The following is a 15,855-nucleotide window of genomic DNA, read 5'->3' as shown; positions in this document are numbered from 1 at the left end:
CCCATTCTGAGGTTCAAGTCGGACTACAGCTCCTTAACGACTTTTTACGAGAAGCTGGATCGCTTCCTTAACAAGTTTATCTGTATCTCCACCAGCCTCTTGTTCTTCCGATATACAACGTTGCAGATTCTCTGCCACGATCTGGGCAATCGCTTTATCGGATGCGTTGCGTACGGCGGATAACTGGCTTACTACGTCCTTACAGGATTGTCCTTCATCCATTAAACGAAGCACCCCACGCACCTGACCCTCAATTCTTCTCAGGCGTGTTTTCAGCTCATCACTATAATTGTAATCCATCAGGTATACACTCCTTTTTGATTTAATCATATACATGTATAGGTATATTATAAACCAAAAAAATAATAAGGACATCCTAAATGAATAGATTTACCTTACCCTGCGAAGCATCCCCCAGGTAGGCAGCTACTCCGGCATATTCCAAACCGTCCATCAGCTCTTCCTGTTGTAGTCCTAGCAGATCCATGGTCATGGTGCAGGCCACCAGCTTGATCCCCTGCTCTTGCGCCAGCTCGATAAGCTGCGGAAGGGAAAGCGCATTATGCTTTTTCATGACATGCTTGATCATCTGTGGGCCGAGTCCTGCAAAATTCATTTTGGACAATGCAAGCTTTTGGGGTCCACGCGGCATCATCCAGCCAAATTTGGAGCCTAGAGGTGCGCCGATCAAACTTCCCAATACCGTAAAAACAGTTACGATAACCGGAATTTGACCCGTTGATATTTTGCCAATGACACCGCCAATGGCGGAAATGAACACAATAGCGAATGAGGATGCGATGGTCGTTCGGGTAGGAATCTTGAGCACGGTTAACATAAATACTCCCGCTAATGAAGCAAAGAAGACCTGAAACATGCTAATCGTGGACACTTCTTGTGCTGAAAAATGTGCTATGCCCAAGCCAGCCGGGACAAAAAGTAATAACGGATAATTGATAATGGCTCCGCCGATACCCAGCAAACCGGAAAAGAATGATCCGATCAGACCCAGAAGCACCATGACTCCATACAGGAGAATATCCATCATACCCCCACTTTAGTTGTCATGTACGGCACAGCGGTTAGGTCCCATTTCCATGTCTCGCTGTTCTTCTTCCGCAGGTGTTATTTCTTCCATGTTGGTCTGCCGAATTTCTTGATAGGCGTTAGGGTGTTCTGGTAAGTTAGCAGTTACTCTATTTCTGAATTCAGTCTCACTTTGCAGGTTTAAACCCGGATTCGTCTGGTAAAGCTCTGCTAAGCGTGCGTGAACTTTACCGCCTTCACTCAGCTCCGTGATGCTGCCATCGCGGCTTTCATAGCTTGGAAGTATATTTTCTGATAAAGCCCCATCATAGATTTTTTTATTGACGTTTTTTCAATGCGAGTATTGTATCCGTTATGCCTTTTTCAAAAGGGGTCTTGGGTATAGGGCCTACAACACGCTCGTATTTGCTACCATCCAGCACAACAGGTGTTTGGGTCAGATATAGCATCTCTACGATTTCACGAATCACGGGATCAAATAATCCGATCAGACGAAGTGCGGTTTTTCGCAGTGGAAAGACGGGTTTAGTTTTACCACTTGCTTTTTGTGCAATATGCACAAGCTTTTTGCCGGAAATCACACCCGCCCCCGGTATGTTCCAATTTTGACCGTAAGCTTCTTCCCGGCTAGCTAATTCCACGATCATCACTGCCACATCGGGTAGATACACATATTCGCGGGGGACATTCAAGCCTCCTATGAAAATAGCCGGTTTTCCAGCAGCCACAGCCTCCATAGTTAAACCTAAATAAGAGGATTTGTTGGCTGTAGGTCCGTAATAATCAGGCAATCTTGCAATCATAGGCTGTGCATGATCCCAGTGGGAACTGAATATAAGCTTTTCAAATTCCAGCTTGACTTTTCCCTTACGGGTATGAGGGTTTTTGGGATGTTCCTCATTCACCAATGGAGTCAATGCCTTTCCGTACGGATAAATTCCGTCTATGATGACTATTTTCTTACCTAAACGGTTGGCTGCCTCCATGACGGATTCCCCAAAGGAAGCTGGCGTGTCTCCATTTCGTGGTATGGAACAGCCGCGCATTGGAAAATGACATCTGCATCCTTAACCGCGTCACTAACCTGATTCGCATCGAATACATCTCCTTTATAAACAGACAGATGCTTTGGCTGACCCAATGACGCTTGTAATTGCTGGAGCTTATCGGAAGAACGGCCGAAGGCGATGGTTTCAATGCCTCTGTTGAGAAGTTCATGTAGAATTGCCGACCCAGTTCCTCCGGTTGCACCTAATACGATTGCTTTTTTCATTGTGAACACTCCTTAAATAGAATAATTATTTAGTGACTAATCAATAACAAAGTGCGATGAAATAACAGTTAGTGATTGATCAATTACATAATATGAAAATAAACGAGGTTAATCGTTTATTTTCATCAGCTCCGGCAGATCCAGCGACATTGAGATATTACAAAGCATGCCTCTGGCCAGAAAAAGCATCGTTCTTTCCAATGCCTGATCAATCCCTGCCTGGCGAAAAGCATCATATACCGTCGCATGAATTTCACGTAATCCCTGCTGCATCACGTTCACAACCACGTCCTCGTGAATCGTCTGCGCCTGCATTTGCAAAAGGATCTCATTGCGGTATTCCATCATAATTTGCGAATATGCTGCAATAAGCTCCTGCTCTAGCCGTTCAGACGAAACCGAATGAATAACTCGGTGAAAAGAGTCTATGATGCGTGCAAATGAAACCTTCAGCGCTTCAATCAGCAAGGCTTCCTTGGTAGCGAAAAAACGGAAAACATATGGCTGAGAAATGTTGGCCCGTTCAGCCACTTTGGCTGTGGTCGCACGATAATAGCCCATCTCCGCAAACACTTCAATGGCGGCGGATATGATTTCCTTCTGACGATTTATTGATGTTGACGTAGCTTTGGTCATGAAATCTCCATCCTTTTGTTCAACACAGATTCAGATTAGTGATTGATCAATCACTAAATTCAATATAAACGACACTGCACGAAAATGCAATAGTAATCGCTCAGAAAAAATAAGTCGCCTCCGTGATGGTTTCGGAAGCGACTCTTTTATTGTGTCTCAGATTATGGAGTCATGGAGTTAAAATACAATCTGACATAGTTGACCTTTTGTGTTTTTGTCTGATAGGAAAATACTAAATACTGATCAAGCCCGGAAGTATTTTTGATGGTATAACTAACTTCTGCTGTATCCGGTACGTCTTTGGAGGTGTCGTTCCTTTCGGTCGGCTTACCTAGTTCCTTAATGACTTGGTTGATAACCAGCTTTTTATAAGATGGATCGGATGATGTAATCTCTGTAACTTTATCGCTTCCATCCAGTACGATATCCGTATGATGCTTGGCGTAGCTCCGCAGATGACCGGTAGAGCCTGACTCGGATTTTCCCCACAGCTCGAACAAAAGATCGCTGCCCGTTCCCAAACCAAGACCTTTGGGCAAATTCGGAAGCGTCCCCAGCTTGGCGGCGCTGAGTATGGTTGCTGGGAAACTGTGTGTGTGATTAGATGGCGCTGCACTACTGGCAGGTGACTGATGGGCCGAGGTTGAGCCTTGCTCAGACACCTTTCCTGTATTTTTGGAATCTGCTGCACTTGGACTTTGCTGGTGTGTGTCCGAACCTTGCTTGTTCGCATCTGCACTCTTACTATTATCGTCCGTTTGCTGAACCGCAGAATCGGTAGATGGTGCAACCGCGCCTTCCGTAATTGGAGCAGTTGATTTTGCATCTCCGCTATTGCCGCATCCGGTGATGACAACGAAACTGATAGCCATCAAAGCAGTAGCCGTTATTAGCTTATAGGGCAGCTTTTTTGATTCATGTGGTTGATGTGAATGTTTTATCATGAGATCACTCTTTCCTTGTTTCAATGAGGTACAAACCAAGTGTAACCGAACCACATTTCCAGAATACCTCTACTTGTTTCCAACTTGTAAACAAGGACATTGAAGATCATCCAACATACACTATTTACGATAGTACGATCCTAACTGTTGTTGAGAAAAAGGATAGGGAGAATTGCTGTTTTTCAACCACATATTCCCTTTTATGATGAAGATATATACAGCAAAAGCAAAGTAGATTGTCCCCCAGATCCAGTCTGCTGCGGTGGGTGCATTGTACTTGACAATATCGTGAATGTACCAGATTCCGACCGGAACATGCAGGGAGACTGCCGTAAACAAACCGGGATTATATAAGGTTTTTGCTTTTATATTCACAACAATGCCATGCCAGACTACCTGGAAGAAGCCCATAAAAACAGGCGCGAGTCCAATCCATATCACGTGCGGAAATAATATCGGGAGTAAATAAAACACATAGGCAATCACCACATTAATAATCATGGCTGATTGGGTGTTTAAGGGGTACCGATCTGGGGTTTCACTTTTAAACATGACGTTGTTAAATAGACCGGCAAAATATCCAGGCCAGCGGTACTCCTCAAATTGATGAAAAAGTATGGTTACAAAGCTCAACCATAAAATTCCTGTTATATCCGAAAAAATGGCCCTGTTCATAAGTAAACCAATACATACGATCACACCGATGATAGCCCCTGCGTCCTGCCAGTATTTTCTCAAAAAATTCATAGTATTCACTCCAGTCATTTATTATTCCAGGATTTTGCAAAATCCTTATTTATCAAAATATCTTTCAAATAACAGATTTAATTGTTCCTCGATTGAAGGCATTTCCACAGCCGCTCCGGATTCAAGAATCGGGCTCATCAATGCGGGAAGAAAAATAGCCCCAAATATTTGCAGCATCATCGCTAGCAATCGTTCTGGCTGTTGCTCACCTGTCAGCTCCTTGATCGTACTTTGCACTTTGGGGAATCCCATCATGTTTAAAAACCTTCCGTATTCCTGTTGGGATGTGAAGGGCGTGCTGCCCATGACAATGACTCGTGAGAGAAGCTCCGGGTATTGCCGAATGACTTGTAAATAATCAAACAAAAATTGTTTCAGTCGATCTTGGGGTGGGATCGCTGTATCGTCCAAAATAGAAAAGTGTGCTGAAAGCCACTTAATATCACTTCAATGGCTTCACTGAGCAGATTTTCCTTAGAGCCAAAATAATAATTAACTAGAGAAATATTAGTGGTCGACAGGTCGGCAATTTTCCTGATTGTAACCGCCTCAAAACCTTCCTTTTTAATGAATTCAAGCGCAGCGTGTAATATTTTTTCTTTGGTTTGCTGTTTTTTGTCTACGTGATTCATACTTCTCCTCCTCTTACCTGGTCCAATCAGAGCGGATTGAATAGACCAGAATCCTATAAGTTAAACATAATTTAAAACACTGTTTAAATTTATGTTTGAACTTAGTTTAGCACTTTATATTTCGCAATACAAGCACAGTTTGATATTTAGCATATACAAAAACCCGCAAACGAATGAGATCGCTTGCGGGTTGCTATAAATTGAGATTGAGAAAAGGATTAAATCGCCCAATTTCCTTTGCGGAACACAGCCTCTGTACTTCCGTCCTGCAGCTCGCCGTCAATATCCAGCTCAGCAGAGCCAATCATAAAGTCAACATGGGTCAGGCTGACATTGGCACCGTTCTGGAGCAGCTCTTCCCGGTTCATTTGTGTTCCTTTTTCGAGGTTAAACGGATACGCACTGCCGAGCGCCAAGTGACAGGAGGCATTTTCATCAATCCCTGTGTTGTAAAAGATGCGATTGAGATTGGAAATCGGTGAATCGTGCGGCACCAGCGCAACTTCCCCCAAATAGCTTGCCCCTTCATCCGTAGCCAACAAATTCGTCAAATGCTGCTCGCCGGATTCCGCTGTATATTTGGTGACCTTGCCATCCTTAAAGGTAAATATAATGCGATCGACCAGTTGTCCATTCAAATTTAACGGCATTGTGCTGGTGACATAACCATTCACACCTGTACGCTTAGGCATCGTGAACACTTCTTCTGTCGGCATATTTGCCACAAAGTAGTCTCCACGCTCGTTTTCACCACCACCGCTGCGCCAATATGTCCGTCGGCCAGTTCGATTTTTAAATCTGTTCCGGGCGCGCGGTAGTGCAGGCTTTTATACTTTTTATGATTCAGCTTGTTTTGCAGCTGTTCGAGATTTTTCAGATGATTCTGCCAATTCTGGACGGGATCGGAGCCGTCTACACGGTTCATTTGGAAAATCGTTTCCCACATGACACGAATGCGATCCTCTTCCGCCACATCGGCAAACACTTTATCGGCCCAAGCCTTCGTCGGTGCTTTGATCAGACACCAGCTGATTTTATGATTTCGGGTGTAGTGGGAGAAGCCCTCTCTCGCCGTTACCGCCGCCTTCGTTGCACGCGATACTTTTGCGGATCAATGCCTTGGTACAGATCTGGGTTCGGCACCTTGATTGTTAGCGTGGCTCCACCCTCTTCGGCGAATTTCTCCATCATTTCTGCCTTCCAAGCAGGGTAGTAATCAAGCTGGCTTCGTCACCATGTTCAAAACGACTACGTGTAATGGAATCATCCTCAAACTCTACCTGTACATATTTAGCGCCTGCTTCATAGGCTTTGCTGACAATCAGGCGTGTAAACTCAACGGTTTCCAGTGGTGCAGTGACCAACAACGCCTGTCCGGGCTGGATGTTAACACCTACTCTTACGACCAGTTCTGCATATTGCTCCAGCAATGCTTCAAATGAACTCATTTTTCCACGCTCCTGTTCCGAATTTCATGATATTTACAATCTACAATTACAGTACTGACTGCTTCTCCAATTCACGCAGCTCCACTCTTCGTATTTTACCCGAGCTGGTTTTGGGAAGCTCTTGATAAACTCTATTTTTCGTGGATATTTGTAAGGCGCTGTCAATGCTTTCACATGATGTTGCAGTTCCTTCACCAACTCCGGTGATCCTTCTACTCCGGCTTTGAGTACAACGTAGGCTTTTACAATATGTCCCCGGATTTCGTCAGGACTGGCTACGGCAGCACACTCCTGTACAGAGTCATGCTTCATGAGCGCTTCTTCCACTTCAAAGGGACCGATAGTATAACCGGAGCTGATAATGATATCGTCACCGCGTCCTTCAAACCAGAAATATCCATCCTTGTCCTTGCGCGCCCGGTCTCCTGTAACAAAATAGTCTCCATGGACACTGACTGCTTTGCGCTCTGGATCAAGGTAATACGTATGGAATAATGCCGGCAGATCAGCACGAACTGCAATATCGCCCACTTGGCCCGGAGCCAGTGGAACACCGTCCTCGTCTACGATCTCAACCAGTCCCGGTGCAATAGATTTCCCCATCGAACCAGTGCGTAGAGGCGCATCCTTCAAATTACCGATAATCAAAGTGCTTTCTGTCTGGCCGTAACCGTCACGAATCGTAATGTTGAACTGCTCCTGAAACTTGTTAATGACCTCCTGATTAAGTGGCTCTCCCGCAGAAACTGCGCTGCGCAGTTGGGACAGATCATATTGATCCAACCCATCCGTCTTCGCCATAATCCGGTATTCCGTTGGGGTACAGCATAACACTTGAATCCGGTATTGCTGTAAGAACTGCAAATAGCGACCCGGACGAAAAGAACCATTATATACGAATCCGGTCGCTCCATTTCCCAATACGGATAGAAACGGGCTCCAAATCCATTTTTGCCATCCTGGCGCAGCTGTAGCCCATACCGTATCCGAGGCCTGGATATCCAGCCAAGGGGATGTAATCCGAAGATGGGCAAATCCCCAGCCGTGGCTATGTACGACACCTTTAGGATTTCCCGTGGTACCGGAGGTATAGGCCAGAATTGCCATGTCATCCCGGTGCGTTTTCACAGCTTCAAAGGTATCTTCCTGTCCAACCATCAGCTCATTCAGCTCCAGCCAGCCAGGTTCAGCTACGGTGTCGTCGCTGGAAACCGAGATACGGTAATCCAGAGAAGGCAAATCCCCGTCTACTTTGTCCACTTCACCTGTTACTCCGGTCCAGGCAATCACCCCGCGCGCTTCCGAATGGCGAAGTCGATAGCAATATCCTTGGCCCGAAGCATTTCGGAAGAAGGAATAACGGCAAGTCCCAGCTTTAAGCATGCCAGGTAAATCACATACGCAATAATGCGACGTGGTACTACGACCAGAACCCTGTCTCCTTTGTTAAATCCCAGTCCTGCGAGTCCTCCAGCCAGTCGATTAGCTTTTTTCAGCAGCTCCCCGTAGGTGATTTCCTCGTAGTCTCCTGTTTCGCTTAACCACTTGAGTGCTGTTTTGCTAGCGTCATGGTGCTCCATTTCCGAAGTCATATTGTAATATTCAGGCGCAAGCCATTGCTGTTGATTTGTCAAATTGTACATTCCCCTTTATACATAAGATGAGAGCCACGATCTAATCTTATTATAACACGTCTTAGTACCAGGTTCTAATACCAGACTCATTTTTTTGAAAAAGTAAAGTCCCTAGAAGCGAACGACAAAAAGAAAGAGCCAGGTTTCAGACTCTTTCTCTCTGCTGCTATAGAGCTTTTAAAACTGGAGTTCCACTTCCGTAGATGCAGCTTCCTGTCCGTTCACAAGCAGTGTAATACGGTGTGCGCCTGGATAATGGCGGCGGGTCGTCAGGTCTGCGAAACGGTGTGTTCGCGTACCTGTAAGACGGGTTCCTCCGGGTACGTTTTTGTCGGAAAGCAAAAATAATTTACGCGAGACTTGTCCTCTTGCCTTCACAAAGTCGATTCCGTATTCGATGCGAACTCGCACCGGGTCACCTCCCCGAAGTTGAAGCGCATAGCTTAGCTCACTGCTATCACCGAGCTTTAACACAGCCGGATCGGCAGTAAAAGACGCTTCCGTGACTAACGGGGACCCATTCGTTTCTTCGGCATAGCCGAACAGTGTCATCACCTCGGGGCTGGACTTGCGAATCAGGGTCCGGCAGCCGTGGCGTACAATCCAGTCGGTGTGGGGATGCATATCTTTCCATCGTTGAGCTGTTGCAATGACTGCTTCGGGATGGTCCTTGGCGATGTCGTTCAGGTTGTTGGCTACACTTTTACGTACATACAGTGAGGGATCGGCTTTTAACAGTTCCAGCACGGCCAATACTGGAGCGGGATCGCGCTTAAATATGGGCAACGCTTGCCCCCACGGCAGTCGTGGACGACAGCCTTCGCTGGCAAGACGGCGGACATGCTCGCTTGGATGCCCCGCCCAGACCGTCATCTGGCGCATCATCCGTTCCGGTTCGCGCAGCAGGAAGGGTCTGACGGCAAACTCCGCAGATGACTTCTGTGTGAAACGCTCCAGCGCTTCCATGGAAAGCGTCCAATGCTCCTCCCCCTGCCCATACACCTCCACAAAATCCGGAAAGAATAAGTACGGGAAACCGCTGCAATGCTCGTCTATAGCAAAAAGGACAGCCAAGGCTTCTTCATAACGACTGGGCAAGAACGTCCCCAATGTTAGTGAAATCCGCCGCATCCGGGCTTTTAGCTCCAGCTCATTCCACGATTCGTCCATGACTTGATGGATAAATCTCTGGGTATCAAACGAGCTATACGCCGTTTGTACTCTTTCACCGAAAAGGCGAAGAAAATCCTCTGTGTATATATTTTTTAAAGGTTCAGCCATCTTGTATCTCCTTTTGTATCCGAATGTAAACGATAGATTCATACCTTCGTCTATGATAACTATAAACGACGCTCCAACACCAGCACCAAAACCGTTCCAGAGCCAGAAATACTAAAAATGCCAAGCCCTGTGATGAGGGCCTGGCATTTTGCATGCGTAGCTTATGAATTTGGATCAAGCTCTAGCTTATGTCCTCAGTAACGGAAGTTGGGGTTACTCTTCCAATTTCCTCTGAAGGAATCTCAAACTGGCGAATATCCTTGACCAGAAACATGATCAAGCCGCACAATGCGGTAATCAGTCCGCTGAAAAACAGCACCTCGCTCAGAGCAAACCGTAAAGCTAACGCACCACCAATCAAGGCTCCTAATGGCAGGGCTGCGCTCGACAGGGTGTTTAGAAAGGATGCCACCCGTCCCATTAACGGCAGCGGGGTAATAATTTGAATCAAGGACGTTTGCAGTACATTGATGATGCCTGTAAAATACCTAGTAACAGGGCGGCCAGCAGCTTCATCCACATCTCCGGCACAAGGGAAAACACGTAGATCGCCAGCCCCATGGCTACCCAGGAGACCGCAATGGTGATGCCGTTCTTTTTCAATACACTGACCAGAAAGGAACCGACAAAAATACCGATAAAATAGGCCACATACAGTAAGCTGTAATAGATCGGTGAGCCATAGGATACCGCAATGGAAGGTATGGCAATAATTAAAATGGCCATCGAAAAGTTCGTCAGGGCAAAGAACGGAAGCATAATTCTCAGGAAGGTGTGCCGTTTTACAAAAAGATATCCTTCTTTCAGCTCCCTCAGATAGTATCCCAGCTTCAGTGAACCTTTACCGTTCGTGTCCTCCATCGCAGGAGCATCGATTTGCTTGCTGAGCCTGATATACACAAAGCCTGCCAGAAACAGCATTGCGCTGGCTAGAAAAAACGTGTTTTTCATCCCCATGGCGATAATGAGCGAGGCTCCAGCCAGATACCCGGCGATATTAATCACCTGATCCGTCGACGAAATCATGGAATTCGCCCGGACAATCAAATCCGGCGAGCCTACCAGTTGCGGCAGCATTTTACTGTTGGCCGGATAAAACAGTGTAGAGAAGCAAGATGCAATAAAAACAATAACAAGGATAGCGACCAGATTAACCATCCCGTCCTGAATGAGAAACGGGACAGCCAAAATGAGCACAGCCTGCGTAAACAAGGCGATACTGGCCAACAAAGGCGGTGAATAGCGATCCACCAAAGGACCCACGAGAAAGCTGAAAATCGACGCCGCAGATACGGCCGTATACGTGAAGCTGGTCATCGCCACCGACTGTGTCGATTGCTGTACAAAATACAGCAGGACGATAGAATAAATGCTGTCCGCAATGTTGGCAGAAGTACGGGAAGCAAAGAAACGGATAAAACGACGATCCTTAAACAATTGATTCACATCTTCATCTCCTTACTGCGAAATGGTCAAAGCGTTAAGAGCCTGTCACTAGCAGCTTGGAAGATTTGATGGATATACTGGCCGTTCTCTTCATACGGAATGGTAAGTGAGATTTTCAGAATATTCCCTACATGCTCTGACTCAAAGAAAATAACCTTGTTGACGTTAGCCTGTGTGCCTTCGATATGCAGATTGTCGAGCAATTCTGCATCCTCTCGTCCCTCACCCAAATAGTTGAATACGATAGGCAGCTGTTCAAGTCCCTTTTTCAAAATGCTACTGGATACCGGGTAAGCTTTCTCCATTTCAGCATTGAAGATCAGATTGAAAAAGTTCAAATGATAGCGTGCAGCAAAGTCCAGGTGGGTATGGATACTCTTTTCATAGGATTCAGTGTCATCTTCCTGCAGTACAACGGGTATATGATCAATACACTCGCCTACGGTTCCAAAATAGTTTCGGTCGCCATATTGTCTTCCATAATTAGTAAGCCAAAGCGGAACATCAGAGAGTTGGAAATAGCTGCTGAAAAACGTACAGCCAATTGAAGTGAAATATCCATATATTCGCAGCGCCGTGCTGCTCTGAAATGTCGCTTACATTCAGCTCCCAACGATATCTGGTAGTGTCCCCATAGTTGTGTTCTTCGGTCAGCGCATGGATACGATCATTATTCTCACCAAACGTCTGAAGTTTGAATTGCTCGCTGATTTCCTGATCTCTGATTCCTTGAGGGCCTTGACGGATATGTTTTACATAATCCCGGTATTGCACCTCTTCTGTCGCATGTTCCTGCTGCGGACGATGATATTCATCAAGGAGTTGTCTGCGCAGGATGTCACTGCTCGTAGCATCAAAGATGATGTGCGAGCAAGGAAACAACAGCAGATGTTCCCGCAAATTTAAGCGAATCAGGACGATCCGGTACTGCAACGACTGTGTAAGTTCATACGATTCTAAAAATAGGTTAGAAGCGATGGATGAAAGCAGCCTGCGTTGTGCTTGCACCGGATAACCCGAAAGATCAACAGTCGGTAAAGAAAGATGCTCTGGCTCTGGCGCTGGACGCAGCTCCCATTCCCATGTTCCGGACGATTGAACAAGTACGCTTCTCAGCAATTCATGGCGTTGAAGAAGCCGCTGAACCGCTACGGTTAAACGTCCGGTATCCAAGTAGCTATCTAACTGCACAACCATACCCGAACCTGTAAAATGCCGCAAATGGTACTGCTGAGCTGGTGCAAGCGGATAGCGCCCAATAGCATTCAGACTTAGCATATTGGTATTCCAGTCTGTATTTAACTCAGCGATGCTGGCAAGCCATACATCGGCCTGTTGTTTAAGTAAGGTTTCTTGTTCTTCGTTTGTCGGTATAGCTCCGAGAACTCTATCTGGTTCGTCGGTTCCCCAGCGGACGATATAATGCGGGTGCAGGTCTGGATGGATATGAGATTGGATAAATTCTGAGATTTCCTGAACTTGTTCTGCGTGAAAAGGCTCCACTTGCAGGAACAAATAGTTTTGCTTATCGATGGATACGGACTGAAGCAAGACCTGTACACCAAACGCTTCGGCAATAGCCCGCTCAACCTCCTGAGCTTTCGCAATGAGCGTATCCGTGTTCACTCCGCTCTCTTCACCACGTTGTAAAAGATCGGACAAGCTTCTTATCGTCTGATATTGAAGCAATTGATGTATATCTAGAGGAATGTTCGATTCCTGTACTTTGGATACCAGTTGAATGGCCTTTAATGAGTGACCTCCAAGCTCGAAAAAGCCGTCGTCAATGCCGACCTTTTCAACGCCAAGCACTGCTTGCCACAGGTTCGCCAACTGTTGTTCCACTTCATTTCTTGGAGCAACGTATTCCATATCGGAACCGCTGGTCATTTCTGGCTCAGGCAATGCTTGGCGGTCGATTTTACCGTTCGTCGTCAAAGGAAACGCCGGCAGGAACACATACTGGGCAGGAATCATATAATCCGGCAACTGGCCAGTCAAATGGGTCTTCATATCACTCATAGATAGCGGTACATCGGTTGAGATATAAGCACAGAGCGTTTTTTGACCATCCTTCGTGCTTTTTACCGCTACGTGCGCCTGCTGAACTGCATCATGTCTCATGAGCTGGGTTTCAATTTCCCCAGCTTCAATACGATATCCGCGGATTTTAACCTGCTGGTCTATCCGTCCGAGATACTCCAGATTGCCATCCGGTAGCCATCTGCCCAAATCACCTGTCCGATACATTTTTTCGCCCGGAATGAATGGATTAGGGACAAAATTTAGCTGGGTCAGATCATCCCTGTTCAGATAGCCACGCGCCAGACCATCCCCGCCAACACATATTTCTCCCTGAGCACCAATAGGCAGCAGCCTGCTCCAAGAGTCCATAATATAAACAGTTGAATTGCCAATTGGACGACCAATAGGAATGCTGTTATATTCCTTATCAATCGGGAAATAAGTAGAAAATGTTGTGTTTTCCGTGGGTCCATAGACGTTGATAACGTTCAGTCCCGGAGAATGTGCTCTAACCGTATTAATGATCGCAGGTAAAAGCACATCCCCGCCCACCAGCAGGTGCTTTAGCGAAGCAAAGAGATCTGGTTTATGCTGAGCGAGTTGGTTAAACAAGGGCGATGTCAGCCATATCGTTGTAATACGATATCGATCCAGCGCTTCACCAAGCTGAACAGCATCCAAGATTACGGATTCCGGTACAATGTATAAGCGCAATCCGTTCAGCAAAGCTCCCCAAATTTCAAAGGTACAGGCATCGAACACGAGGGCCCCGGTCAGCAAAATGCGTTCGTTCTCGGCAAATGGCATGTAATTGGTGTTCTTCACCAGTCGTATGACATTCCGGTGTTCAATCATGACACCCTTGGGACGCCCGGTCGAGCCGGATGTATACATGACATAGGCCAGATCGTCTGCCGTTGTCGATTCGGAAAAAATGAAGTCGTCGGAATCGTAGGAGCTGATGTCAGCCAGATCCAGAACAGTACCGAAAAAATCGAAAGTGTTCATCTGTTTTCCCTTGTCGGATAGGGTTAGCAGAATTTCGCTACCGCTATCCTGAATCATAAACGCAATCCGTTCTTGCGGATAAGAAGGCTCCAGTGGCAAATAGGCTCCACCCGCCTTCAAGATACCAAGAATACCGATAATCATTTCTGGTGAACGTTCAGTCAAAATACCTACGATGGTATCCGGCGTAACACCCAGTTTCCGCAGCTTCGAGGCCAGTTGATTAGCTTTTATATTTAATTCGCGGTAGGTCAGCTCACGATTTTCAAATACAATGGCTACTGCATCCGGTGTTTTCTCTGCCTGTTCTTCAAAGCCGTGATGTATGGTGTGGTCCGATGGATACGGTCTCCGTGTATCGTTAAAATCAAACAAGATCTGCTGTTTTTCCTCCGCTGTCAAAAGATCAATCTCCGAAACCCGGATATTTGGGTTTTGAATAACTTGCTCCATCATTTGGATGAGGTGAGCAGCCAATTGTTTGATCGCATTTTTGTTATACGTCAGCGCGTTATAGCTAAATTTGATTTCCAGCTCCCGGCTAGGCATGACGATTACATTCAAATCATAGTTGGTCTGTTCAATATCCTCTACTTCACCAACACGGAGGGCTTTAGGGTCTTTTTCCAAGTCCGTAAGCTCTTCCGAAACGGGAAAGTTTTCAAAAGCGACAATATGCCGGATCAGGTTTTGTTTTAGTACACTATGGGCTTGAATATCAGCCAAGGAAAAATAGGAATACCGATTGGACTCCATCAAGGAATCCTGTACAGACGCAAGCAAGTCGGAAAACCGCTGTTCAGCGGAGCTTTTAATACGTACGGGTATGGTATTAATGAATAATCCGACCATATTTTCAATACCGGGGATTTCATCAGGTCTGCCCGATACAACGGACCCGAAAATGACGTCCTTACTGTTGTTGTACGTTTGTAGTAATAAGCCCCAAACGGTTTGAAATAAGGTGCTGACTGTGACACGGTTTTGCTTGGCGATTTGTTCCATGCCTTGGGTCAGCTGCTTTCCCCATGTGCATATGAGTTGTTCTGCCTGAAACGACGTATCGACGGGTCGAGTATATCCGGGCACGACGGTTTCATTTTCAAAATCAGTCACATATTGTTTCCAGTAAGCTGCTGCTTCCTCTTTGTTTTGTCTTTCCAACCACTGAATAAAGCTGCTGAATGGATAGACAGGCTCTAATTTTAAAGGAGTATCGTCCCGAAGTGATGTGTAAATATCAAAAAAATCTTTGGCTACCGTCCGCATGCACCAGCCGTCCATAATAATATGATGAGAGATCCAGATGAGCTTGGAGGTATCCTCATCCCACTGTACAAGCGCTAACCGAATGAGAACCTCCTTCTCCAGATCAAAACCTCTCTGCCGCTCTTCCTGTAAAATGGCTTGAAGTCGTCTGTGCTTTTCCGCATCCGGTAGACTACGCACATCTTCGGTATGGACAGGGGTAGCTGACCGTTCCTCCAGTACAACCTGAAGCGGGCGCTCCGTCTCCTTATACATGAATACCGTACGGAAAATATCATAGCGGTCAATCAGCTTTTGTAAGCTTCCGCTGATTAGGTTGGAATCCATAGCTTCATGAATGGTAATGATCGTTTGTTCGAAATAAGCCTCTGACTTTTCATCAAGTATGGAATGAAATAGCATTCCCTCCTGCATCGGGGATAGCGGATAGAGGTCTTTAATTTTCACTTGGCTCAAAAAAATTCA

Annotated in this window: 8 protein-coding genes and 6 pseudogenes; all 14 read right to left on the bottom strand. The window is 46.1% G+C overall.

From position 1 onward, the window contains the following. Positions 1–33: 33 nt before the first annotated feature. The 14 genes and pseudogenes from ASL14_RS24495 to ASL14_RS28505 all read right to left on the bottom strand — a co-directional run bounded on the left by ASL14_RS24495 (position 34) and on the right by ASL14_RS28505 (position 15,837). The gene (locus ASL14_RS24495; protein ID WP_134914033.1) at positions 34–300 is read right to left on the bottom strand and encodes a metal-sensitive transcriptional regulator; all 267 of its coding nucleotides are present in this window, start codon (positions 298–300) and stop codon (positions 34–36) included. A gap of 76 nt (positions 301–376) precedes the next feature. Next, positions 377–676, bottom strand: a pseudogene (locus tag ASL14_RS29690) (DsrE/DsrF/DrsH-like family protein); the annotation flags it as partial. Between the two features lie 688 nt (positions 677–1,364). Continuing rightward, positions 1,365–2,320 (bottom strand): annotated as a pseudogene (locus ASL14_RS24480) (SDR family NAD(P)-dependent oxidoreductase). A gap of 108 nt (positions 2,321–2,428) precedes the next feature. Next, entirely contained in the window at positions 2,429–2,956 is a 528-nt protein-coding gene (locus ASL14_RS24475) for a TetR/AcrR family transcriptional regulator (protein ID WP_134914031.1), read from the bottom strand. A 161-nt stretch (positions 2,957–3,117) separates the two neighbouring features. Next, on the bottom strand, positions 3,118–3,900 hold the full coding sequence (locus tag ASL14_RS24470) for a DUF4309 domain-containing protein (RefSeq protein WP_134914029.1): 783 nt from the start codon (positions 3,898–3,900) through the stop codon (positions 3,118–3,120). Positions 3,901–4,020: 120 nt separating this feature from the next. After that, positions 4,021–4,647, bottom strand: a complete 627-nt coding sequence (locus ASL14_RS24465; RefSeq protein WP_134914027.1) for an HXXEE domain-containing protein — start codon at positions 4,645–4,647, stop codon at positions 4,021–4,023. Between the two features lie 45 nt (positions 4,648–4,692). Next, positions 4,693–5,279, bottom strand: a pseudogene (locus ASL14_RS24460) (TetR/AcrR family transcriptional regulator). Positions 5,280–5,497: 218 nt separating this feature from the next. Next, positions 5,498–6,727 (bottom strand): annotated as a pseudogene (locus ASL14_RS24455) (aminopeptidase). 33 nt (positions 6,728–6,760) lie between these two features. Continuing rightward, entirely contained in the window at positions 6,761–7,039 is a 279-nt protein-coding gene (locus ASL14_RS28520; protein WP_237171651.1) for an AMP-binding enzyme, read from the bottom strand. A gap of 225 nt (positions 7,040–7,264) precedes the next feature. Continuing rightward, positions 7,265–8,307 (bottom strand): annotated as a pseudogene (locus tag ASL14_RS24450) (acyl-CoA synthetase); the annotation flags it as partial. A 231-nt stretch (positions 8,308–8,538) separates the two neighbouring features. Continuing rightward, a complete protein-coding gene (locus ASL14_RS24445; RefSeq protein ID WP_134914025.1) occupies positions 8,539–9,642 on the bottom strand; it encodes a DNA alkylation repair protein in 1,104 nt (367 codons plus the stop codon). 181 nt (positions 9,643–9,823) lie between these two features. Further along, positions 9,824–11,088 (bottom strand): annotated as a pseudogene (locus ASL14_RS24440) (MFS transporter). Positions 11,089–11,114: 26 nt separating this feature from the next. After that, positions 11,115–11,426, bottom strand: a complete 312-nt coding sequence (locus ASL14_RS28510) for a hypothetical protein (RefSeq protein WP_223264112.1) — start codon at positions 11,424–11,426, stop codon at positions 11,115–11,117. Between the two features lie 166 nt (positions 11,427–11,592). Continuing rightward, a complete protein-coding gene (locus ASL14_RS28505; RefSeq protein WP_223264387.1) occupies positions 11,593–15,837 on the bottom strand; it encodes a non-ribosomal peptide synthetase in 4,245 nt (1,414 codons plus the stop codon). Positions 15,838–15,855: the final 18 nt, after the last annotated feature.

It is taken from the genome of Paenibacillus sp. IHB B 3084 (assembly GCF_001447315.1).
Classification (GTDB): domain Bacteria; phylum Bacillota; class Bacilli; order Paenibacillales; family Paenibacillaceae; genus Paenibacillus.
The sequence above is the reverse complement of the archived record's forward strand: the minus strand, read 5'-3'. Positions and strand labels throughout refer to the sequence as shown.